Source organism: Pedobacter sp. NJ-S-72 (assembly GCF_053890575.1).
Genome location: NZ_CM132681.1, coordinates 2,452,642 through 2,474,724 on the forward strand (window position 1 = coordinate 2,452,642; position 22,083 = coordinate 2,474,724).

Annotated in this window: 29 protein-coding genes, 1 tRNA gene and 2 pseudogenes; 14 read left to right on the top strand and 18 right to left on the bottom strand. The window is 36.5% G+C overall.

Going from position 1 to position 22,083, the window contains the following annotated elements; all coding sequences use genetic code 11:
• Window positions 1-29: 29 nt before the first annotated feature.
• Window positions 30-182 (top strand): hypothetical protein, encoded by a 153-nt coding sequence (locus tag ACWYN3_RS16440; protein WP_456222104.1) that lies wholly within the window; start codon window positions 30-32, stop codon window positions 180-182.
• A 38-nt stretch (window positions 183-220) separates the two neighbouring features.
• On the opposite strand, the gene ACWYN3_RS16445 is transcribed toward ACWYN3_RS16440, so the two are convergent.
• The 4 genes and pseudogenes from ACWYN3_RS16445 to ACWYN3_RS16460 all read right to left on the bottom strand — a co-directional run bounded on the left by ACWYN3_RS16445 (window position 221) and on the right by ACWYN3_RS16460 (window position 2,420).
• On the bottom strand, window positions 221-760 hold the full coding sequence (locus ACWYN3_RS16445) for a YfiT family bacillithiol transferase (protein WP_456222105.1): 540 nt from the start codon (window positions 758-760) through the stop codon (window positions 221-223).
• Between the two features lie 10 nt (window positions 761-770).
• Window positions 771-953 (bottom strand): antibiotic biosynthesis monooxygenase family protein, encoded by a 183-nt coding sequence (locus tag ACWYN3_RS16450; protein ID WP_456222106.1) that lies wholly within the window; start codon window positions 951-953, stop codon window positions 771-773.
• Window positions 919-1,065, bottom strand: a complete 147-nt coding sequence (locus ACWYN3_RS16455) for an antibiotic biosynthesis monooxygenase family protein (RefSeq protein WP_456222107.1) — start codon at window positions 1,063-1,065, stop codon at window positions 919-921. The genes ACWYN3_RS16450 and ACWYN3_RS16455 overlap by 35 nt, the downstream gene beginning before the upstream one ends.
• Before the next feature lie 15 nt (window positions 1,066-1,080).
• A pseudogene (locus ACWYN3_RS16460) lies at window positions 1,081-2,420 on the bottom strand (sigma-54-dependent transcriptional regulator).
• Window positions 2,421-2,616: 196 nt separating this feature from the next.
• On the opposite strand from ACWYN3_RS16460, the gene ACWYN3_RS16465 reads away from it, so the two are divergent.
• The 5 genes from ACWYN3_RS16465 (at window position 2,617) to ACWYN3_RS16485 (ending at window position 5,467) form a co-directional block, all read left to right on the top strand.
• Window positions 2,617-3,081 carry a hypothetical protein gene (locus ACWYN3_RS16465; RefSeq protein ID WP_456222108.1) on the top strand — a complete coding sequence of 155 codons (465 nt, stop codon included), beginning with the start codon at window positions 2,617-2,619 and terminating at the stop codon, window positions 3,079-3,081.
• Window positions 3,042-3,485 (top strand): hypothetical protein, encoded by a 444-nt coding sequence (locus ACWYN3_RS16470; protein WP_456223042.1) that lies wholly within the window; start codon window positions 3,042-3,044, stop codon window positions 3,483-3,485. The genes ACWYN3_RS16465 and ACWYN3_RS16470 overlap by 40 nt, the downstream gene beginning before the upstream one ends.
• Before the next feature lie 8 nt (window positions 3,486-3,493).
• Entirely contained in the window at window positions 3,494-4,630 is a 1,137-nt protein-coding gene (locus tag ACWYN3_RS16475) for an HD family phosphohydrolase (RefSeq protein ID WP_456222109.1), read from the top strand.
• A gap of 67 nt (window positions 4,631-4,697) precedes the next feature.
• A tRNA-Ser gene (locus ACWYN3_RS16480) sits at window positions 4,698-4,784 on the top strand.
• A gap of 329 nt (window positions 4,785-5,113) precedes the next feature.
• Window positions 5,114-5,467 (top strand): Fic family protein, encoded by a 354-nt coding sequence (locus ACWYN3_RS16485; protein ID WP_456223043.1) that lies wholly within the window; start codon window positions 5,114-5,116, stop codon window positions 5,465-5,467.
• A gap of 733 nt (window positions 5,468-6,200) precedes the next feature.
• Here the strand turns inward: ACWYN3_RS16485 and ACWYN3_RS16490 are convergent.
• The 4 genes from ACWYN3_RS16490 to ACWYN3_RS16505 all read right to left on the bottom strand — a co-directional run bounded on the left by ACWYN3_RS16490 (window position 6,201) and on the right by ACWYN3_RS16505 (window position 9,328).
• Complete coding sequence (locus tag ACWYN3_RS16490; protein ID WP_456222110.1) at window positions 6,201-6,812, bottom strand: hypothetical protein; 612 nt, start codon at window positions 6,810-6,812, stop codon at window positions 6,201-6,203.
• Window positions 6,813-6,847: 35 nt separating this feature from the next.
• Window positions 6,848-7,597, bottom strand: a complete 750-nt coding sequence (locus tag ACWYN3_RS16495) for a DUF4369 domain-containing protein (RefSeq protein ID WP_456222111.1) — start codon at window positions 7,595-7,597, stop codon at window positions 6,848-6,850.
• Window positions 7,598-7,838: 241 nt separating this feature from the next.
• Complete coding sequence (locus ACWYN3_RS16500) at window positions 7,839-8,204, bottom strand: hypothetical protein (protein WP_456222112.1); 366 nt, start codon at window positions 8,202-8,204, stop codon at window positions 7,839-7,841.
• A gap of 485 nt (window positions 8,205-8,689) precedes the next feature.
• Window positions 8,690-9,328, bottom strand: coding sequence for a hypothetical protein (locus ACWYN3_RS16505; protein ID WP_456222113.1), 639 nt, complete (start codon window positions 9,326-9,328; stop codon window positions 8,690-8,692).
• A 1,230-nt stretch (window positions 9,329-10,558) separates the two neighbouring features.
• Here ACWYN3_RS16505 and ACWYN3_RS16510 point away from each other — a divergent pair.
• Window positions 10,559-11,392 carry a hypothetical protein gene (locus tag ACWYN3_RS16510; protein WP_456222114.1) on the top strand — a complete coding sequence of 278 codons (834 nt, stop codon included), beginning with the start codon at window positions 10,559-10,561 and terminating at the stop codon, window positions 11,390-11,392.
• 95 nt (window positions 11,393-11,487) lie between these two features.
• Here ACWYN3_RS16510 and ACWYN3_RS16515 read toward each other — a convergent pair whose 3' ends face one another.
• Together ACWYN3_RS16515 and ACWYN3_RS16520 are read right to left on the bottom strand one after the other, a co-directional pair.
• A complete protein-coding gene (locus ACWYN3_RS16515) occupies window positions 11,488-11,913 on the bottom strand; it encodes an alpha/beta fold hydrolase (RefSeq protein WP_456222115.1) in 426 nt (141 codons plus the stop codon).
• 8 nt (window positions 11,914-11,921) lie between these two features.
• Complete coding sequence (locus tag ACWYN3_RS16520; protein ID WP_456222116.1) at window positions 11,922-12,362, bottom strand: alpha/beta fold hydrolase; 441 nt, start codon at window positions 12,360-12,362, stop codon at window positions 11,922-11,924.
• A gap of 193 nt (window positions 12,363-12,555) precedes the next feature.
• Between ACWYN3_RS16520 and ACWYN3_RS16525 the strand changes: the two genes are divergently transcribed.
• Both ACWYN3_RS16525 and ACWYN3_RS16530 read left to right on the top strand, forming a co-directional pair.
• Window positions 12,556-13,230: a hypothetical protein gene (locus ACWYN3_RS16525; protein ID WP_456222117.1), complete on the top strand. Its 675-nt coding sequence runs from the start codon at window positions 12,556-12,558 to the stop codon at window positions 13,228-13,230.
• A gap of 121 nt (window positions 13,231-13,351) precedes the next feature.
• Window positions 13,352-13,906 carry a hypothetical protein gene (locus tag ACWYN3_RS16530; RefSeq protein WP_456222118.1) on the top strand — a complete coding sequence of 185 codons (555 nt, stop codon included), beginning with the start codon at window positions 13,352-13,354 and terminating at the stop codon, window positions 13,904-13,906.
• Window positions 13,907-14,206: 300 nt separating this feature from the next.
• On the opposite strand, the gene ACWYN3_RS16535 is transcribed toward ACWYN3_RS16530, so the two are convergent.
• Window positions 14,207-14,584, bottom strand: a complete 378-nt coding sequence (locus tag ACWYN3_RS16535; protein ID WP_456222119.1) for a winged helix-turn-helix transcriptional regulator — start codon at window positions 14,582-14,584, stop codon at window positions 14,207-14,209.
• A gap of 114 nt (window positions 14,585-14,698) precedes the next feature.
• On the opposite strand from ACWYN3_RS16535, the pseudogene ACWYN3_RS16540 reads away from it, so the two are divergent.
• Window positions 14,699-15,300 (top strand): annotated as a pseudogene (locus ACWYN3_RS16540) (FMN-dependent NADH-azoreductase).
• A 37-nt stretch (window positions 15,301-15,337) separates the two neighbouring features.
• Here the strand turns inward: ACWYN3_RS16540 and ACWYN3_RS16545 are convergent.
• Genes ACWYN3_RS16545 through ACWYN3_RS16560 form a run of 4 tightly spaced genes read right to left on the bottom strand, consistent with a single transcriptional unit; the run spans window position 15,338 to window position 16,971 of the window.
• On the bottom strand, window positions 15,338-15,508 hold the full coding sequence (locus tag ACWYN3_RS16545; RefSeq protein ID WP_456223044.1) for a helix-turn-helix domain-containing protein: 171 nt from the start codon (window positions 15,506-15,508) through the stop codon (window positions 15,338-15,340).
• Window positions 15,486-15,947 carry a helix-turn-helix domain-containing protein gene (locus tag ACWYN3_RS16550; protein ID WP_456222120.1) on the bottom strand — a complete coding sequence of 154 codons (462 nt, stop codon included), beginning with the start codon at window positions 15,945-15,947 and terminating at the stop codon, window positions 15,486-15,488. Before ACWYN3_RS16550 ends, ACWYN3_RS16545 begins: the two co-directional genes overlap by 23 nt.
• A complete protein-coding gene (locus tag ACWYN3_RS16555; RefSeq protein WP_456222121.1) occupies window positions 15,928-16,263 on the bottom strand; it encodes an AraC family ligand binding domain-containing protein in 336 nt (111 codons plus the stop codon). Before ACWYN3_RS16555 ends, ACWYN3_RS16550 begins: the two co-directional genes overlap by 20 nt.
• Window positions 16,264-16,290: 27 nt before the next feature.
• Window positions 16,291-16,971 carry an SDR family NAD(P)-dependent oxidoreductase gene (locus ACWYN3_RS16560; protein ID WP_456223045.1) on the bottom strand — a complete coding sequence of 227 codons (681 nt, stop codon included), beginning with the start codon at window positions 16,969-16,971 and terminating at the stop codon, window positions 16,291-16,293.
• A 510-nt stretch (window positions 16,972-17,481) separates the two neighbouring features.
• Here ACWYN3_RS16560 and ACWYN3_RS16565 point away from each other — a divergent pair.
• Together ACWYN3_RS16565 and ACWYN3_RS16570 are read left to right on the top strand one after the other, a co-directional pair.
• The gene (locus tag ACWYN3_RS16565) at window positions 17,482-18,525 is read left to right on the top strand and encodes an acyltransferase family protein (RefSeq protein ID WP_456222122.1); all 1,044 of its coding nucleotides are present in this window, start codon (window positions 17,482-17,484) and stop codon (window positions 18,523-18,525) included.
• Between the two features lie 125 nt (window positions 18,526-18,650).
• A complete protein-coding gene (locus ACWYN3_RS16570) occupies window positions 18,651-19,046 on the top strand; it encodes a DUF4870 domain-containing protein (protein ID WP_456222123.1) in 396 nt (131 codons plus the stop codon).
• Window positions 19,047-19,115: 69 nt separating this feature from the next.
• Here ACWYN3_RS16570 and ACWYN3_RS16575 read toward each other — a convergent pair whose 3' ends face one another.
• A complete protein-coding gene (locus tag ACWYN3_RS16575; protein WP_456222124.1) occupies window positions 19,116-19,451 on the bottom strand; it encodes a hypothetical protein in 336 nt (111 codons plus the stop codon).
• On the bottom strand, window positions 19,448-19,819 hold the full coding sequence (locus tag ACWYN3_RS16580; protein ID WP_456222125.1) for a hypothetical protein: 372 nt from the start codon (window positions 19,817-19,819) through the stop codon (window positions 19,448-19,450). The genes ACWYN3_RS16575 and ACWYN3_RS16580 overlap by 4 nt, the downstream gene beginning before the upstream one ends.
• Window positions 19,820-20,387: 568 nt before the next feature.
• Here ACWYN3_RS16580 and ACWYN3_RS16585 point away from each other — a divergent pair.
• On the top strand, window positions 20,388-20,993 hold the full coding sequence (locus tag ACWYN3_RS16585; RefSeq protein ID WP_456222126.1) for a hypothetical protein: 606 nt from the start codon (window positions 20,388-20,390) through the stop codon (window positions 20,991-20,993).
• On the opposite strand, the gene ACWYN3_RS16590 is transcribed toward ACWYN3_RS16585, so the two are convergent.
• Window positions 20,960-21,298, bottom strand: a complete 339-nt coding sequence (locus ACWYN3_RS16590) for a response regulator transcription factor (RefSeq protein ID WP_456222127.1) — start codon at window positions 21,296-21,298, stop codon at window positions 20,960-20,962. The genes ACWYN3_RS16585 and ACWYN3_RS16590 overlap by 34 nt on opposite strands.
• Window positions 21,299-21,305: 7 nt before the next feature.
• Here ACWYN3_RS16590 and ACWYN3_RS16595 point away from each other — a divergent pair, with 7 nt between their 5' ends.
• Entirely contained in the window at window positions 21,306-21,455 is a 150-nt protein-coding gene (locus ACWYN3_RS16595; protein ID WP_456222128.1) for a hypothetical protein, read from the top strand.
• The last annotated feature ends 628 nt before the right edge of the window (window positions 21,456-22,083 follow it).

A 22,083-nucleotide genomic window follows, 5' to 3' on the forward strand; every position in this document is an offset into this window, starting at 1 on the left:
CTACTGAAATCTGGAAAGACTGGAGGATATTGAAGCAAAAAATAATGCCTGATGACTTTATGATTGTAGTCTTAGACAGGAAACTGGAGACGACTTACCTGCTTTCACTGACTTATACGCAGCGTAAGCTTGAACATCTTTTTGAATCACAGACCAAACTTTTGATTTATCCGCAGATTTAGGGGGCAATATTAGAATGCGGGTTTACACCCGCAATTATTTACCAGCCTTTTCGCTTACGCAATGATAAGATCTGCTCAGCATGGTGTTTACCATGCCAGTTGTACAAATTTGTCATTTGCCATAACGGAACATAGGTGTTATAAACAGGATGATAATATTCACGGGTCCAGTCCTCGTCTGTCATTTGCAGCAGCAAAGAAGTCCAGCGACGGTGTAAAGCATGAACAAGCGTAATAGAGACATTCAAAGGTACATCAGTAACATCAGGTAACTCTGCCCATAATTGCTCTTCGTAAGGTTTAATCGTCGGGCGGTCTTCGGTCAGTGTCAGTTTTAATCTGATATAAGCATTCATATGACTATCAGCTATATGATGAATTACCTGTATCGTATTCCAGCCTCCCTCTCTGTAAGGGACATTCAACTGTGCTTCGTCCAGATTTTCGATACAATAATCCAGTAACAAAGGAAGAGACTTGATAGAGCCTATCCATGAAGTAAGTAATTGCGGAGTATAGGTTTCAGCAGGCACATAACGTCCGATTGGGTAAGCATGCTGTTCTTGAGAATTTTCCATAGATTATATTTTAAAAGAGCTGAGTATAATGTTCCACTTTCGGAAAAGGATCATAAAAATGATGAAGCAGTTCTTTCCATTTCAAGTATTCATCTGATCCTCTGAATCCAATGGTATGATCTTCCAGTGTTTCCCATCTCACTAACAAAAGGTACTGATCAGGATTTTCTATACATCGTTCGTTGAAGTTCATGGTTAATGTAGCCCGGCATTCCGGAGATTATCTTCTGCGCTTGCTTAAAGGCAAGTTCAAATTCATCTGTCTGGCCTTTTAAAACATTTAATGTCGCTTGTTCAAGTATCATTCTATAAAATAGATTTTAGGAAATATGATATTCTTCCAGTTTACGATAAAGAGTTGTTAACCCAATACCTAATAAACGCGAAGTTTCAGTTTTTTATTATTACCAGTATATTTTAATACTTTAATAATATGCATTTTTTCGATAGTTTCCATTTTCATTCCATCTCCTTCGACAGCCCCATGATGAAATTCATAAGGAAGAAGGCTGGCACTAAGCGACTGTCCATCAGACAAAATAACCACCCTTTCTATCACGTTTTTCAGTTCTCTTATATTCCCTTTCCAAACGTGATTAAGCAGATCAGTACTAAACTGTTCATCCATCGTAAAATCAGGCTTATTTACTTTAGCCGCAAATTGTTTCAGATAATGTTTAGCGATGAGCAGCACATCCCCTTTTCTTTCATTTAAAGAAGGGAGTTCTATAGAGAAAACAGATAACCTGTAAAATAAATCCAGCCTGAAACGGCCTTCCTCCGCTTCCGTTTTCAAATCTCTGTTAGTTGCGGCTATAATACGGACATTTACTTTCGTGGTTTGTGTATCCCCTACTTTAATAAAAGTTTGATTTTCAAGTACACGTAATAATTTAGCCTGTAAATCGAGGTTCATTTCACCAATTTCATCCAGAAACAGGGTTCCTTCATTAGCTTCCTGTAACAAACCCTTTTTATCTTTCTGAGCACCGGTAAAAGCACCTTGCTTATAACCAAACAATTCACTTTCAAGCAGATCAGGATTAAAACCACTGCAGTTTAAAGCGACAAAGGGTTTTACTTTTCGCTGGCTTTCAAAGTGAATAGCCTGTGCAAAAACTTCCTTACCCGTCCCTGTTTCTCCTAATAACAATACAGTAGTATCAGTTGGCGCAACTTTTCGGGCAAGATCAAGATCGATAGCGGCCAAAATAGGTTTAGACTGCCCTAGTATAGATGTAAAATCGTATTGTTTCTGTATTTTAGATTCCAGCTCAAAGACCCGGTATTGCAGTTTCGCCTTATCCATAGCCTTATAGACCAGTGGGATGATCTTATCGTTATCATCTCCTTTAGTAATATAATCAAATGCGCCATTCCGCATGGCTTTCACCCCATCCTGAATAGTTCCAAAAGCAGTCAGATTGATAACCTCTGCATATGGTTTTATTTCTTTGATTTGTTTAACCAGTTCTACACCATTGATATCCGGTAGTTTTACATCACTGATAACCACATGAACTTCTTGCGTTGCCAGGACTTTAAGGCCTTCCTTGCCTGTATTGGCCTGGAACACAGTAAATCCTTCCAGTTCTATAATTCTCGCCAAAAGACTGCATATCTTTTTTTCATCATCAATAATCAGAACACTTTGCTGCATAGTTAAAATTTTCATCAAAAATAGTTATAATAAGACATATGTAATCCAGGGTAATCCTGTAATAATTGGTAACACGGTCATATTCATTAAAAAATCTTATTTTTGTACAATAAAAATCCTCACCGTTTTGGCTAAAATCAAAAAGAATTCACATAAAATCCTTTACAGAAAGTATTCCTCTAATATTAAATATATTATGATGGTGCTTACTGTACTTATCATTACGTTCTTTTTACCTAAACAACCGCGTTTCAGGTATGAATTTCAGAAAGGTAAAGTATGGTTAAATAAAGACCTTGTTTCTCCTTTTAGCTTTGCAATTCTAAAAACTAATCCACAGGTAACTACCGATAAACAGGATGCCCTCGAGAATGTCCTTCCTATATACAGATATAGTCCAGAATTATATACTGCTGTTGAGGAAGCTTACATGAATGAATTTGATGTAAAGTGGCGGGGAAATGCTTTTCCTGAGGAAGAGAAAAATCCTAATAAAATTGCTTCATTAAAATTATTAAAAAAAGCATTTATGAGAAAGGGATTATTGCGATTAACCCTAAGCACCAGAAAGGCCGGAAATATTACGACATATCACTACTCAACAATAATATCACGAAAACGATCAGCACACAGGATGTTTTTACTGTACAAACTGCGTTAGATTATTTCAATACGACCTTTACCTCTACCAAAGTAAAAGAAAAGGAGGTGGTCATGAATCTTGTTGAAGACCACTTGCAGCCCAATATTGTTTTCGATGAAAAACTCACTGCAATTGTCCAGAACAATACCATAAACAGCCTTTCTACGACTCGTGGAATGGTACAAAAAGGAGAACTGATCATCGCTAAAAACAATGTGATTGATGATGAGGTTTTCCAGAAGCTTCAATCCTTCAAAGAGACTTACGAAGCGCAAACTAAAACTATTGGTGATAGTAAACTGGTATACCTTGGCCAGATCTTACTGGTAGGGTTTATTCTGAGCCTGCTAATGGTATTCCTTTCTATGTTCAGAAAAGATATTTTTAGTGTGATAACAGACAATTATCATTATTGCTGTTAATCATTACCATGCTGTTGCTAGCACTGACCTGGTCTATTAAGCTGAACATGCCAAGTCTTTATTATATTCCTTTCTGTATCGTTCCGATCATAATCAGGATCCTTTTTGATACACGTCTGGCATTGTACCTGCATTTACTGGTTATATTGATAGCAGGCTTCTTTGTCCCTAATAGTTTTGAATTCGTATTCTATCAGGTTACTGCCGGTATGGTTGCGATCTATAGTATCAGAAACCTGATTAAAAGAGAACAATTACTATTATCTGCGCTATTTATCTTAACAGCTTACTTTATCTGTTTTGTAGGGATTGCGTTATTAAGGGATGGTTCATTTAAAGAGATTGAATGGATCAACTTTGTACCTTTCATTATCAGTGTTCTTTTATCCTTACTGGCTTACCCGCTGATCTATGCTTTTGAGCGTGTATTCGGAATAACTTCTGATGTTGCCCTGATTGAGCTAACGAACACAAATAACAAGCTATTAAGAGAACTAGCGTTCAAAGCTCCGGGTACTTTCCAGCACTCGTTACAAGTAGCCAATTTAGCAGAGGCAGCGATCTTCAAGATCGGTGGAAATTCATTATTGGTAAGAGCTGGTGCTTTGTATCATGATATTGGTAAAATTGAGAACCCTCAATACTTTATTGAGAACCAGAATACAACTTTAAGCCCGCATGATAAACTGCCTTATGAACAAAGCGCGCAGATCATCATTAAGCATGTGCACAAGGGAATTGAAATTACCCGGAGACATCAGTTACCGGAAAGTGTGATTGACTTTATCAGAACGCACCATGGAAATACGCGTGTAGATTATTTTTATCAGTCTTTCCTTAAAAATTCTCCAGAGAAATTTGTGGACGAAAACATCTTCCGTTACCCTGGTCCTATTCCTTTTTCTAAGGAAACCGGGGTATTAATGCTTGCCGATTCGGTCGAAGCAGCCTCAAGAAGTATCAAAAATCCGAACGCTCAAAACATAAATGATCTGGTTGAACGCATCATTAATTACAAATTGGAACAAAACCAATTAGATAATTGCGATTTAACGTTAAAAGATATAGAAACTATAAAGCTGATATTCAAGACAATGCTTATGAGCATCTATCATGTGCGTATAGATTACCTACAAAATGTTTAATTTTTTTTTGTTTTAATGATTGTATTACTATATTTGCAACCCCGGAAAACGGGTAACAAATTTAAACGGAGGGATGCCTGAGTGGCCGAAAGGAACAGTTTGCTAAACTGTCGTACTGGCAACGGTACCGAGGGTTCGAATCCCTCTTCCTCCGCTGAATTAAACAGAAAGCCTGCAATCTTAAGATTCGCAGGCTTTTTTGTTTATCTTTATTTAACTAGAGGAGACCATGTTGGAAATAGACTTACAACTCATACCTAAAGATCTACTTGAACACTACAAAAAGGTTGTTTCTGAAGAGACGTTATTAGCTGAATTTAACAAATTTGGAGAGATGCTCCTCTTTCTACAGATGAGTTTAGCTTTTATACATCAGTAGCGTCCGTATATTCAAGTAAAATTGAAGGAGAATCCATAGAACTAGACTCCTACATAAAGCATAAGCGTTTTCATATTGAATTTCAACCTGATTATACACGTAAAATAGACGATCTATACCTTGCTTATAAATTTGCCTCGGAAAATAGACCGGATAAAGAAACCTTTGCAGAGATGCACACACTTTTAGCCAGACATATTGTATCTACAAACTGGCTGGGCAAATTTAGAAATCAGAATATGTTTGTGACTACAAAAGATGGGCGAATTGAATATATCGCAACCTCACCTTTTGAAGTATCTTCTGAGATGGACAAGTTATACGCAGATCTTGAAGCATTACTCAGTAATGAATTGACTATCTCAGAGACCTTCTTTTTTGCTAGTATGATTCATCTTCTATTCGTAAAAATCCATCCATGGAACGATGGTAATGGACGTAGTCCCCCGCTTATTTGAAAAATGGTTCCTTGCTCAAAAACTTGGAAATAAAGCATGGTTTATCCAGTCTGAGAAACATTATTATACGGAGCATGAAACTTACTACAATAATATAAGAGCATTGGGCTTGGAATATCCTTATCTAGATTATACCAAAGCTTTACCATTTTTATTGATGCTACCAAAGTCCATAACAGAGAAAGAATAAGAGCCAATCTGATCATTCAAGATAAACTAATAATCTGTTATGGGTACAACAAGAATCTCAGCAACTTTATAAGTTTTAATTTCATTAGACTTACCGAGGGTTCGAATCCCTCTTCCTCCGCTAAATGGGATTCCGTTTAAAATCATCGAATAAAAATCAAATTCAAGAATTCTAGGTGTTCAAAGTATTTTTTCGATTAAAGTGGGATTAGGTTAGAACACTTTGTTTTAAAGGATCAATGCCAAAAGTTGTGGAGTAGGGGGTTAAAAAGAAATGTTAAAATAAGTTTCCGAATCTTTTGTTTAAATATTACTTCTCCAGTGACGTTTGCATCTGCAAACGCAAACAACTATGTTTACTGGATATTCCGCTGCATAGTAAGCCACGATTCCGCTACAAAGTGGTTCTTCGTCACTTTTAGCGAGCCATACACTTAAAGACTTGTTTCAAATAACAAATGTAAAAACAGAAGCCCTGATACGATCTGCAACAACCAGGTTTAAAGCAGTCGGGGGGGGGTGAAAAGCTCTTTAAGGAAAATTGCTAGTACGGTATTTCATTTTTAACCCGTTCCAATTGGTACAAATTTAATACACCAGGTTCAATTTTCAAATCGGGTCTAAAGTATAACACACCTGTTACGAAATGGCGGGTAAGCTGGTTACTGTTGGTGATAACAACGTTCGAATCAAAAACAAGGTGTTTACTCAGGAGCCTACCAGATTCAGAATCCAAAACATAAAAGTTTAGTATGAAAGGCCCCTCCTCTCCAAGTTCGCTCAAAAATACATCATATTTTTCATTCTGCGGACGGATTTTCAAATCATCGTAATTTAATGTTTTAATCAGTTCTATGTCGTTGTAATAATTAATGCCATTTTTATCTACCGTTATTTTGGTAACATTACTTTTCGTTTTTTTTCGCTCCGTTACTATCAGCCATCCAAAAAACCACACCAGCAGTAAGGACAGTACAAGCATTCCTATTTTCAAACTGATTGAACTATGTCTTGAATTAAAAACGAGTATCGTTGATACTATCAAAGCAATGGGTACATATACAGACATCAGCCACCCAAATCCTTTGATGAACGAAGTGAAAATGTGGGAATGCCTGGATGTTATTTCGGGGAAATTGTTTTTAGTAAATGTCATTTTTAAATTATGTCCCTGCGCAATGTGGTATCTGGTCAGCGCGGTCCTTCTCCACGGGGTTCAATTTTAGAATTTATGATTGCCTTAGAAATTTGTTTCCCAAGGTTAGTTTTTTTTAATTCATATGAAAATTTACTGAATTCTGATTCAGCAATGTTGTGATCTATTACGCCCTGTAAAAAACAGGATTGCAAGATCCCAAGTGCACAGTAAGAATTATAATTTCTCCTTATAAATAGTAGAGCTAAGTCCAAATACCTTTTATTTTGAATATCTCTCTCACTGATCAGCTCCTTCATAAATAGAGTATCCTTAATAGCATCGGGGCCTCTTGCTTTGAATTTAGCAAGCAAAGCCTGACTGTCTTTTTGTAGAGGCTTCACCAGATTATTATAGTTGACAACATCAGTGTTATTTTTAGAACCTATCACAGTAGCATCTTTAATATTATGTGTATTTGATACAACCAGAAGAGGTGAGCTGGAAGACATAAGATAGACCGCCAGCTGGTCAGAGTCATCGGCTGGTGGCGATGTTATACTTTTACGACGAATAGTAAGAAATACCACTTCGGGCACATTGTTTTTTAGCAAAAATGAAAACTGACCATTAATAATTAATGTTGAATCAATTGCCTTAAAAATAAGACCCGATGTGTCAGGGTATTGCAAATATACTTTTGTTGAGTCACTAAGTTTGTTCAGCCTGCCTTGAATGGTAACCCTATTCTGAGCCCTTGTGACTAAGGGTATTACACAAATTAAAATGACTATTATCGCTCTCATTATCGGTGTTTTATGAATTTAAATTCTTTTTAACATCACTTATCTAAAGGCTGGTGTCTTTACCAATTTGTAATTTTTGATAACAGATCACCACCTAGACAGAAACCTTCGGGCTTCATCTTGCTTGTAAGTTAGAAAATTCCTATAATTTCAAGAGCCTTCTTGCTAAATTTCAGATAAGTAACAATAACTTTCGATCCAATTTTGTAACGATTATAATCCTCTTGTTTAACTTCAATCCTTATTTTTTCATTATTAAATGGTCAAAAAAAGTCAGGCATTCTGCATGCTCTGTTTCGTCACGGTTAATCACTACACTCGTTAACCTATATACTAACCCCGCAAAGAAATAGCAAAAAGAAGAATAAAACATTAACCCAATGCAAGAGAAAGCGATATAATCATAATATTTCAGGTCGTCTAAAGTTTCCTTATTTACAGATAAAACAGGAATGATTACTAAAAAGAATATGCCAACAATGAGCGTAATTACAGCGACTCTCATGAATACTTTTTGTTCCGTCTCCATTTGCTTTATTTCCTCTTCTGTCAATGGAATATTTTCTTGTAACTGTATTTGCGAATTGTCAATTTGATGATCTTCCATTATCTTATTTACATGGTGCAACTACTAAATTAGTAGAAGATCCATCTTCATTCCCAATCTTTTTATTAGGTTTCAAATGGCACAATGTCTATAGCTTTTGGTTTGCCAATGGTAAGCACCTCTATTTCGTTAAAAGACACTATTTCAACAAAATTCAACATTATAAAAATGAATAGCTCCTTTGAATAATACAGATATTAAGGGGTTTATGAGAGATCTTATCTATCCCAAAAGTATACTTCTTCAAATTGACTCTCTCTATAAAGAGACTAATTATCTAAAATTTGCCTTAAAACAGCAAAAACACCTTCAAGGTGTTCTATTAGAATCCCCTCTTCCCCCATATTGCCAACCACTTGGGTACTACCTAAAAATAAGTATTTGTAAGAATTTCAAAGAAGTAGCTAGTACACTTGGGTTTTGCACAAAAAATCCATTCGAAGCCATTAAGCCACGCTTTTGGCAATACCTTGTTGTGCGTTCGGCTAAATTTCAATTTTTAGTTGTTCCAAAAGTCTTTTATTCATTTCCGTAATTGCTTTTCTTGTTGATGTCGTTCTATAAACGTCAGCACCCGAAGAAATTAACAAATCGAAAATTTGTTTTAAGTCCCAAATAGTTTCTTTGGGTAAAGATCTATCTTTAGCCATCCAACGATTTTCAACATCAGCACAAGCACGCATTAATACAGAATTTCCATAACTGTCAACAGAATTTACATCTGCTCCTTTTTCAACCATAATTTTCAGCAAAGAGAATGTTTTGTCGAAGTGTTCTTTTACTCCCTTTAATTCATAAAGATGCTTTTTTTCTTCATTCCACGGGTCGACAGCAAATTCAAATCTCGCCAAAGATACTGTTGCCATTATCGCATCGTGTAGTACTGGCATTTTCCATTCATTAACTGATGTAGCGTCTATGAAATTTACATCTACTCCTTTTTCAAGTAAGTACTTTGCTGCCCAAAAATTCCTTGCCTTAAATGCAATTTGTAACGGAGATTGTCCATCGTCCTTTTTTGGAGGTTGTTTAGCAACACAATTTACAAGGTCAGGTTTTTTCGTAATTAGTTCTGTTATTTTGTTCGTGTCTTTTACTCGGATTGCAGTAAATAATGCTTTCATTTTTTCTCTGTGTTATTTTCTGAGGTTTCAGTCATAGCTGACGCACAACGGCAGAGAGTGTGAAAAACCTCTGGCACTGCATAAATATACACACAATGTTAATCCCTGAAATTCCAGACCCCTTTTCGATGATGACATCCTTTATTATATTTTTTCCTTTATTGTCTGTCATAAAACATTATTGTTAACGGTTTTGGCCTTGCAGAAGTGGGAGCAAATAAGTGCACTTCAGCCTAACCTTGCACTAAAGATAAATAAAATCATTTCGTTGTCTTTAATTGTTTTTTATGGTTTCAATAAAGGGTGTTTTTTTGTAAAAAAAAAACGTTAAACTCTTATTAGTTAACAACAAGTAAGTGAATCATCTCTATGACAACGGCTTATTTATATATCCGTGCACGGATGAAAACAAAAAGGCTATTCTCTCCCTTTGCCAGAGTCGAACCGACTAAGGTTATACAAAACTTTCGAATGATTACTAATTCAGCGAATATACTTCATCTAAAGAGTTAAAAGGCTACAAACGCCAACTACAAAAAAGATTAGGAAGAAGTGTCACACTATTTACCCAAAATCTGCCTCAAAGCACTAAAAATCCCCTCCAGGTGTTCTATTAGAATCCCCTCTCCCCCGCTGAACAAGGGGAGACCGGATGATTTATCAAATTAATTTGCTAAATCATCCTTTTTAATACCACATTTATTCTTTTTTATTTCATCTTTCAGCTTACCGAAGCGATAGTTCAGGCTGACAATAAACCGCCGATAATAAGACTGGTTGTTGGTTATTTGCAGAAAATCCGGGCCGATGACTTGTTCATTGAATCAGATTCCTTACTGGATCCGCCGTTTCAGGGGTACAGATTATTAAAACACCTTTTCCAACTAATTCTGAAATTCCAACGACATGATCTTTGTGAAAATGGGATAAATGCACATACTTTATCGGTTTCCCTGATAGCTACTGCGCAATCATTCCGGTGATTTTATTTACATTCCTGGACCTTCCCCTTATGTTTGGAAGCGGCAGTATGCTCGATCCCATCGCACAATATCCTTTTATATTGCCTTCTGTAATTCTATATCAAATATTGATAACCTGGTATTTCATCTACCGTTATGCCTCCAGATAAATTATGTGAGTTTAAAAAATCCGGTAATGGCCCTTAGGTCCAAAACTCCCAATTAGTGAGATTTTTAATTATATATTTGACAGACATAATTCTATAGAATGGAATCAAAGTATAGTTTGGTCATTGTAATATTTGCATTGTGTTCTGCTATTCATTTACAGGCACAGCCAATACAAAAAATGGTACCACATAAAAACTATCTGGGTGTGGTGCAAGGGGATAATGTCGTTTTTTTTCAACCGGGTAAAAACTCTGCCCCTACCAATAAAACAATGCTTAAAGACTCCTGGGTAAACAGTATAGAATGGGCAGAAACAACTCCTGGTGCCCATCCCTCGTTGCCAATAATTAAAATTACTGCCGGAACCAAACAAATTATTGCCAGCGAAAATATGTATGCGCTGATAAGTGACAGCGTGATCAGGCTTCAGGGTTATGATATGAGGGTTAAAGACACAGCAATTGTTTATTCTATTCCAAAAGATAAAAAGTATCAATTTATTTATTTGCTTTCAACATCAACATTTGCATTAGTAGCTGTTTGTAACAATCAATTGGTGATTACAGATTTTGATCATCCATTTAAGCCTTTTGATATATCTGAGAATAATACGTTCCGTATTCCTGATCCTTTTACTCATGTCTTGATGTATGACGGGAACGGTGACCATAGTTTCGGTTTATTGGTACAAACTAACAATATCCTTCAGTTTTATGGTAAAGAAAGAGGTATTAAAGAAGGCCTGTATTACAAACATCTGTTTGAATATGATTTCCCCCTTCCGGTTAAAGCAGATGAGGTATTTACGTATGATAAAAAGTACGTCGGACTAAGGACAGGAAATTTGGTAAAATTCTATTCATTAAACGAAGAGAAAAAAAAATGGGAATATGCCAGAGATCTTGACTTTTTGATCCCATTAAAGAGATGAGCCTAATGGATTAGCCCCCCTTTCCCATAATATTATAGAGCATAACCAACCCCAGATGACTATCTCAAGATTAATTATACAAGTGTCCGGGGTTGTTACTTTAAAAAACTATCCAGATAGCCCAATATTTTTTTAGTCTGCATCATCAGGCTGACATGTCCCTGCGAAGGAACAATGGCCAATTGCGATTTTGGCATCACTCCAAAATCAGCACATACAGCACCTCCCAATAGTTGATATGTTTTTATCAGCTCAATTTTATCCAGGCCATCATTGTCACCTGAGATCAGTAATACAGGCGGGGTGATTTTCGCAATATTTTTTTCACCCATGTTGAATGCTACATGATTAAAAGCGATCATCTGTTCCAGAAACTTTGTCCATTTTGTTTTGTCTGGTGCTACTGCATCATATTCCGTTTTCATAGGACTATTCGCAAATAATTCAGGCTTCATACTTTTAAACGCACTAGTTACTTCGGGCATCCAACCACTACTTTTATAAGTAGATGAAATGATCACTAATTTTGTTACCCGTTTAGGGTTTTGTATTGCCAACTGGTAAGCACGCAGCCACCAAAACTATAACCTGTAATAGCTGCACTATCAACTTTTAAGTAATTCATTACTCCTTCCACATCACTTGCCAGGGTAGAATAGTCCAATTTTCTTTCTGAGAACGGTGTATGCCCATGTCCCTGCAATTCAATAGCAATTACTTTTCTTGTTTTTGACAATTCAGGTATTAATTGTCCCCAGTTCATCTCAATGGTCATAAAAGCACCATGGAGTAAAATGATAGGCTTCCCCTCACCATATACCTCGTAATAAACTTTAATGCCATTGACAGGTACATAGCCACTGTCAGCGGGTTTACGCTGTTGTCCATTAGACTGAAATACTGTAATAAAAAACATAGCAATTATTAATACCAGTTTGAGGAAATCAGATCCTATAAATACTTTTTTCATAAAACGTTATTTAAATTATTTTGAATTTATTGACAATATAAAGATGACAACCATTTCGGAATTTAATACTGTGTAAAAACGACAATTTTGGGGGTAAATCCAGACAAAATATCGTAAATCAGATGGGCTCTTAAAATTTTTGTCATTTGTTTATCTTAGTTTTAGCAAAGGTTAGTTAGCGTTATCAATATCTATGAAATTCTATATTACAATTCTTGTCTCTTTAATTTGGTGTTTGCCGGCAATTGCTCAATCGCCTCCTGGCCACGCAAAAACAGACACGCAAAAATATCTTCTTGAATATGCCCCGGGAGTATTACGCATAAAAGGTAATTTGTTGCCTATAGGTATCTTAGCCATATCCGATAAGGGGCAAAAGTCACAAACCAAAGGTTTTTTAAATGGCCTTGATAATTGGTCGAAATATAAAATAGAAGTAGACAGCGGCACTTACTCAAATGGAAAAATTAAAATAAAAGGAAGTGGAAAAGTATATAAAAAAGGTGATTCACTAACAATTAATGTCTACACAAAAAAATTGTTTTTAGGCGGGAAGGATAAGTGGTTATTCATGCAAAAAATACCATATAATTATGAAACCAATATAAATATTTTAACCCCGGAGAATTTTCCGAAAGCACCTGGTGACCATGTTCAGTTTGGTATACGAGAGTACTTTGACAACAAAATGTTTATTGACAAATGGACCCCGGCTAAAAAAAATTTAAAAGATTTTGTTTTCCTATTTAATGGTGCTCATATTTCAAAATCAAAAAGCGATTTGAAAATTGATAAAGACCCAACCAAAATTAAAAACAATAAAATACAGTTGATAACTTTATTAGCTAAAAAACACTGCTATAACTGATACGCTTAACGTTTTACTTGATTATGTTGCAAACTATCAATTCAATATACAATCGGGCGGAAGAGGGTATGATTTAAATGTTACGGCAGATATTTATCACGATCCGGTCATCAATGCTCAATTGCTGAAAATTAAGATAAAAAATGAGGCTACCAATAAAACCTATAATTATTGGGTTAATACAAATGGAGGTTCGATTGCTATTTCAAGTAAAAGTGGAAATGGAAATGGCAGTGACGGTGTAAACGGTACGGATGGTTCTGCGGGTACGCCGGGATCGTCTGGAACGGTTTCGACAAATATAGTAACTACAATCAATAGCGACGGAACAACTACCACCACTACCAACATGGTAACCGGACCGGGTGGAGATGGCGGAAACGGTCAGAACGGTTCAAACGGACAGGACGGCGATGGAGGCGGTAATGGTGGAAACATTACTATTAATTATTCGCCTGCCGTTACACCATTTCTAAACCTGATTAAAGCATCTAGTACCCCGGGTAAAGGTGGGTCCGGAGGTAAGTCCGGCAAAGGTGGCACAGGGGGTAGTGGAGGCAGTGGAAACCCGAATGGAAATACTGGTCCAAATGGACAGGATGGTCGTCCCGGTTCCGATGGCTCAAATGGGCGCAGGGGAAATGTGACTTTTACAATGACCAATCCGATAGGGTAAAACTGAAGCTGATGATCTCAGTACTGGTCCTGAATATCATCACCCACTTCCCCTCTTTGTTTGTTTTGTGTGAGAATTTATCCGGGAAGATGGTCAGGCCTAAAGGTCAGCAACGATAGCGGACGCCCGGAGTAGCATTTTCCAATGCCAGCCTGTATAAATGAGCGGCATCCAGCCAAAGAAGCCTGTGGCTCCGGTAACAAATACGCGCATAATTGATTTTCTTTTGTTTGTACAAAAATGGGCCGCGTTGATGGACTGGATTTATCCAAATCTGCAAAAATATACAAACATCAAGAATCAAGATTGCTTCCGCATGCTCTGCTTAATCTTTTCCCTATGCTGTTCACCCCAGACACTTAATTCACCTATCACATTTTTCAGAGTCCTGCTATACTCAGTAGCTTCATAAATAATGCTTACCGGGGTTGTCGGATATACGTTACGGCTGATAAAATCATTCAATTCCAAATCTTTTAGTTCTTTAGCTAATACCTTGGAGGATATACCAGTGATTTCATTCTGTAGCTCGTTAAAACGCTTTGACGATTGCACCAGGCAAAGAATCACAGCCAGCTTCCATTTCCCATTAATAACATACAGCGCGTCAAGTACATTTTTGAGCGAGTGTGCGCATTCTTCATTATCCGGAAGGCGCTCATTTACAATCATCTTCATCAAGCAAATATAATCACTTACCTCAATGTAACCGCTTTCCTTTGGGTAAGTACTAACATTTGATCAGTTGGTAACCATACTTTTACTTCTGATAAGATTATAAATAAATTCATTATGAAACATATCCTTCATTTAAAATCAAGCATACAAGGTAAAGAGTCGTACAGCCTAAAACTGGGCCACGCTATCGTCGAAAAAATCCACGATAAATATCCGGATAGTACGCTGGAAGAATTAGACCTGGTCGATATCGAAATTCCACATCTTACCCCTGCTGCCCTTCGTACATTCTTTATTCCTGGAGATCAGCTGACTGAAGAAGAAAAAGGATCTATTCGCTTTTCTGACGAGATGGTTAAACAGTTATTGGCCGCGGACTCATTGTGATTGGTGCACCGCTTATCAATTTTACTATCCCTACAGTTTTAAAGGCCTGGATTGATCATATTACCAGAGCGGGAATAACTTTTGGGTATGGTGAAAATGGTCCCGTTGGAAAAGTAACAGGAAAAAAAGTTTATGTAGCAATGTCTTCCGGTGGCATCTATTCACATGGTCCCGCTAAAGCCAATGACTTTGTTGCTCCTTATCTGAAGGCCTTCCTCGGCTTTTTAGGCATGACAGATCTGACAGTATTCCGCGCTGAAGGACTAAAAGTACCGGAAGTAAAGGACTATGCGATGGAGAAAGCAATTGAAAGTATAATGATTGATTAAGCCTGAACAACCTGTCTTTTATAAAGACAGGTTTATGCTAACTAAATGATTGACGGAACTCCATTGGAGACAGCCCTGTTTTGGACTTAAACAGTTTACTAAACGACTGAGAATGCTCAAACCCCAATTCATAGGCAATCTGACTAACAGACATACTGGTGGCAGCTAATCTTTCCTTTGCTTTTTCAATCAGTTTTTTCGTGTATATGTTGTTGTGTGTTAAGCCCGGTTGTTACTTTTAGCAAGGTGCTCAAGTAGTCAGGAGAAAGATTCAGCTGTCCCGCAATGTATTGAACAGTAGGTAATCCCTTCATCATGGCATTGCCGTTAAAATGTTGATCCAATAATGTCTCCAGCTGGTCAAGAACCTGATGGTTGGCAATCTTTCGGGTAATAAACTGGCGATTATAAAACCTGTCCGCATAATTAAGTAAAACTTCAATCTGGGAAACAATAATCTGCTGGCTGAATTTATCAATATTTTCGTGGTATTCATCCTTGATGTTTTGCATGAAGCGGGTAATAATGTCCTCTTCCTTTTCTGAAAGGAACAAGGCTTCATTGACCGCATAACCGAAGTATTCATATTTCTTTATTGCTTTTGCCAGCGGCATATCCCATAAAAAGTCAGGATGGATCAGTAGCATCCAGCCTGACTTGTCCAGTGCGTGCGTCCTGGCTCACCTCAATTCTAAAAACCTGACCCGGTGAAATAAAAAACACAGTACCTTCGTCAAAATCATATTCCTTCTGACCGTATTTGAACTTGCCATTTATATTCTTCTTCAATGCGATAATATAGAAATCAAATACCCAGCTGATCTTATTGTCATCCGGTGAATGTTTGATTGCTGCATAATCCACCAGGCTTATTAACGGATGCTCAGCTTTAGGAAGCCCTCTGACCCGATGATATTCGCTGATAGACTTTATACGATGAATTTGTTGGTTGGCCATACTCATAATAAAATATTCAATATTACAAATTAATTACCAGGGAATCTCCCCTCCTTCTTTGAAGAATTTACCAGATGTACCTGGTAATGCCTGAGTAGCCAGGTCTACAATAGCTTTGGCACCCTCTGCAACAGTTTTTGTGCCTTGGAAGCCGTTCAAATCAGTAGCAGTATAACCGGGGGTAACACTATTTACACGAAGATCACTACTGCTGAATTCATTGGCCAGCATAACAGTAAAGGCGTTGAGCGCAGTCTTGGAAGCCCCATAAGCCTGATAATTGTCCCAGTTGGGACTTCTGCCAGGTGTAGTATGCATGGTCAAAGACCCCACTTCACTGGAAACATTCACAATGGATGGTGCTTCAGATTTCCTGAGCAAAGGAAGAAATTGCTGCGTTGTTTGGACAGCACCAAAGTAATTGGTTTCAAATAACTGCCTTAGAGCAGCCACGTCACATTGAGAAATATTTTGAGGCTGATCACCCGGAATGCCAGCATTGTTAATCAATACATCCAGAGCTGGTATCTTGCTCTCTAATGTCGCTTTTGCCCTAATGACAGAATTTATATCCGTAACATCGATTTCAATGGCTTCTACCAGATATAGACCTAAAGCTTTCAATTGACCCTCTGCTTCCAGACCGTTGCTTTTACTTCTGCTCCCCAGATAGACGAAATATCCCAGCTTCAGAAGTTGTCTTGCTGTTTCCAGACAATACCTTTATTGGCTCCTGTAATTAAAACTGTTTTCATCGTAAATGTTCTATTAATTTTGATTCTTATGACTACAAATATCCCCTTTCTCTAAATGTTGGATGTAGGCTAATCCGTAAATATTGAAGCCAAAACCTCTCCAAAACAAGATGAGTATAATAACATGCTTTACCTTGTTCCAGCAACCTGTCAGAATGTAACAATAACGCTTAATAAGACACATCAACATTGCTCAGTTGCCGTAAGGATTAGATTTGAAAATACGCCGGGCGATACTCATATTATTGTATAAAAAAATACCGTAACTTTTACAATCTCTTAAATAATGAAGAAGCAAAAATATAATCATCTATATGAATCAATCCCCTCTTTATTCTAATTCAGCCGAGGCAACAACAGGAGTAAACACCAAATCCATTCAGATTACAGATCATAAAGTTGAGTACCTTTCTTCATTAACAGCCTTGCGTGGGATAGCTGCGTTACTAGTAGAGTATTTCATTTTGAAATGGCTGTTGCCCGGTTTGTTCCTGCTTCGCAAACCATGTTTTTCGAAAAATGTTATCTCATGGTCGATCTGTTCTTTATCATGAGCGGCTTTATCATGATGCATGTATACAGCATTCAGTTTAAAAACAATATACACGCAAAATCATTAAAAAACTTTCTTGTTGCCCGATTTGCAAGAGTATATCCATTACACCTATTTTCGCTCCTGTTGTTAGTAGTAATTGTACGCTGGATTACCGACTGGGGCAATCCGCCTATCATTTTTGAACAGCCAGCTGATATTCTGCCTAATATTTTTTTACTCCAATCCTTTGGAGTTACCAAGATCTACTCCTGGAATATCCCTTCCTGGAGTATCAGTGCCGAATGGGCTGCTTACCTTCTGTTTCCGATAATTGCGCTAAGTATTAATAAGAAAAAAGCTGTCTCGGTTATACTTTTAATCATATTTGTAGTAGCTGCATATTATTCTATCATGTATTTACTCCCGCGAAAAAACCCAATAACTCCCTCTATACCAGTTCCTCATAACCTGAATACAACATTCGATTATGGATATATTCGCGGAATAGCTGGATTTACAGCAGGTATACTTGTATATCTTATCTATGAGTTGCGCGCTATCAGGAAAGCTTTCTCCTCTGACCTGCTATCATTGCTGATCATTGTGGGGATAACTGTGTCTATGCACTTTTCACTAAATGATGGAATAACCGTTTTCCTATTTGCAATGCTTGTACTTAGTCTAACGGCTAATAATGGTAGGATAGCTAATTTTTGTAATCGAAAAATTTTACAATTCCTTGGGAATATTTCTTATTCCGTTTACCTCATGCAGATCTTTCTGCAAGAGCCATTTTCGCACGGTATATATCTGCCAGGCATTACAGGAATAGGAAGAGGTAAACAGAATATTGATTTTTCCAGTGGAATTCTATATTGTATAGCTTATCTGATTCTACTCATTCTCCTGTCTTATGTCACTTATCAATGGCTAGAACGTCCTAGCAGAAAGTTCATAAACCGCATCTGGGGGAAATAATAGCATGTAAGAAAGATCAAGGGCTAATTCACGTGTTCCTGGCTCTTTTTTTTAATCTATTCCTCAACTAGTGATTAAAATAATTACATGAGGCATAGTTTTTGTATGTGATAATAAATTAACATATGGAAAATAACTTCAACGTAACAACAACAGAAAATGGAAAGATAGCAGCTATTATTAGCTATATCACCATTATTGGATGGCTTGTAGCCTACTTTGGTATGCATAAAGACAAGAAAACAGAACTTGCCAGCTATCACTTAAGACAAACCTTATTACTTTATATTGTAAGTTTTATTTTAGGGCTTGGACAACGTATCATCCTATCAATTATACCTTCCGGATTTATATCTACAATATTTGGTATAGCGTTTCTTGCTATATTTATATTATGGATTATTGGATTGATCGGCGCTATTCAGGGGGTTAAGAAAGAAATTCCTCTAATTGAAAAAAAAAAAAGCACAGGAGCTGTTCCCAAATATTTAAGTAAACCTCAGAATAGTTACAGGTATTAAAAATGGCTGTAAGTAAATTAACTTACAGCCATAATAACCTCTCCTTCCCTCAAAAAATAACTTTACATATTACAATTTCTCAAAATATTGCCCCTTAAATTGATACTTAATTTTTCCACTAGTCACTTTACCATTGGAAAGTATTAAAGGGATGGCAATTATCCTGTTTTTTTTGTCATAAACAATCGAATAATCCGGAACCTCCTGATCCCTATTGGATTGACTGCTCACATCGACTTCGTAGCCAAATTGGTTTTTGAGGCCAGATTTTGTTTTGATTAAAACTGCTTTGTCATTTAATTTTCCGTCATCAATTGAGAATATTTTCACTTTGTGGTAAGACATCGCTGAACTTAAAACAGAGATACTTTGTGTTACATAAAATGTTTTATTTTCAGAAATCACATCGTTGATTTGAGTTGAGTATAAAAAGCATCATCGGCACCTTCGCTACGATTAGTAATTCCTTTGGAAAGAACCTTTTTTTTATCCCTGAACTGGAAAATTTTATTGTATCTCCGCATTGTTCCACCCGTCTCATCATCCCAGGAATATATTCTGAAATTTCCATCTTCGGAAGTCACTATTTTCATCCCATTTTCAACCAGGGTTTTGAAATTATAGCCAATTGTCGCAGGATATGTTTTAAGGCATTTTAATACTTGCTTACTAAAGATTGAATCGTATTTCAATGCAGAATCTAAAGCATAAATTTTGTCACTGGAACCGTCATAAGAAGCCCAATAATTTGTTTTGGCGAAGGCATTATTCAATTTTTTTTTTCTTCTTTTTTGACGTTCTGTGCAAATACTGAAGTAGTTAAAAATAAGGACAAGAGAGTTATTGTTTTCATACAGTTTAGGCCACAATTTTTATTAAAACATTCTTCTGACTGCTAATATATCGGATAATGACTATAAATAATCTTAAATATAGCTGTAACTAAAAAATATTATACCCAGCGTTTATCTATTCAACTAAGTATTTACTATATAATCATTCAAATGAATGACCATGTAATAAATATGAAAGCCCTAATCAAAACGCCAAAAAAGACCTTCCCAATTGACAAATTCTTCTTCCACAGATCCTGTTTTGTTTATATAAACCCTCCTGAGCAGCTCGTTCATTAGCCTTGCAACCTTTAATCAATTTAGAATGTTGCCTGGCAAATAAGTTCATTAAAATAATTGGGTAAGCTGATATACATATGTTTCAATACCACTACGCAGCAACCCGACTAAACGTTGGGTAGAAAATCACATTTTCTGTAAAAATATAAGAACAAATAAATATTTACGAATACAAACCTATATTTACCTCCAATTAAATGTAATACCCATGTATCTGTTTAAAAATTATTTTCCTGTAGTATTAATTCTCCTTTTTTTAAGTTGTAAAAACAAAACCAGGAATGAAACTCAAACAGAACTTCCAAAAAAAAAAAAACAAGAAATAACCAGCAAAAACAACTCAATAATCCATAAAGACACAACCCACACCGACACTACAATTTCAACGATTGATACTATAGCAGTACTTACAGCTTTCAAAAACACTGTCAAAACAGCCCAGTTCAGAAAAGAGCTACAGATTGCTAAAGATGATTCTGATGGTTCAGTCTTCGATTCTGAGCGCCCGGTGCTAATTGGTGATATTAATGGAGATCATTTAGCAGATGCTATTATGCCATTTTCTATTGAAGGACGTGGTGGAGGAAACAATTGGGATGCACACTATGCAATCTTCATCAACAAAGGTGGCAAACTTGAATATAAATTTTCATTTTCAAGAGGAGGTGATCTCGCTGAACGACAAATCCAGTTTATGAGCATTCAGGACAACGTGGTAAAAGGTGCTGAGGTACCAGGGTTTAAATTTCCTGAGGGAGACAGCACTGCAGTAAATTACGTTTATAAAAAAGGTAACCTTATTGAAAAAAAGTAGTCTTTTAATGATTTGATAAGCATTGTTTTATTCTCCGCCCCTGTTTTGAGGAACATATTCTGAACATGTTTGGCAACTGTTCTTTCAGATATAAATAACTTTTCACCAAGATCTTTATACTTTAATCCTTCAGCAATTAATTCAGCAATCTCTATTTCACGGACTGTTAAATTATAGAAACTGCATTTTTCCGCGAAATTAGAAGCAGTCTCCTTTTTTGCAAAAGTATTCACGCTTCCAATTTCATTGCTCATCTCTGCAAGTCTATCCTGTTCATATTTTGATTGTTTAACGAATTGCCTCATCAGGATTGTGTTAACGACCAAAAATCCTGCATTACATGCGAATGTTATCATCCATTTATCAACTCCTAACCAGGCACCAAAAATCGGGATTACACTTATTGGAACCACAGCAAAGAAAATACATAGTCTTTCAACAAGTAATGCCTCATCTTTATAAAGATTATAGTCCTTATATATCTCTTTAATCGCCGTAAAAAAAACAGAGTAAGGCCATATAATACCGGAATAATATATACAGACTTTCTTGTAAACGAAATATCATTGTTCATTGGATAAAGAATTCCGTAAAAGAAAACCATTGGAAGGATGATAAAAAGGAAACCATACCTGCCATGAAACCTGAGAGATTTCAAGCCCATCGCCTTATAAAAGTATAATGGGCAGTAAGCTGCAAAAATATAACCGAAGCCATAACCGAAAAAATTCTGCCATTTCTCTGGCACAAAAGTAATCCTTTGATCAGGAAAGAATCCCTCAAAAATATTGTATAAGATCAGGAAGAGGACAATATACAAATGATATAAACTTTTGTACTCTCTCTTCCTTGTCAGATAACTAATCCATTGGTGAAATAACAATGCAACTTCAATTATGATTATAAAAAATATAATGAGCGGCATATTGGTGTTAAAAAATGTCATAACACGATTAATTAAATTCCTGAAAATCGGGTTTAGCTTCTCTTGCAAACCCAGACTTCACACTTTGATCAGCAACTACAGCCTTATCTTTCAATTGTGTTTTTATCACCTGATTAAATTTCCTTTATAGATTAATAATTTACA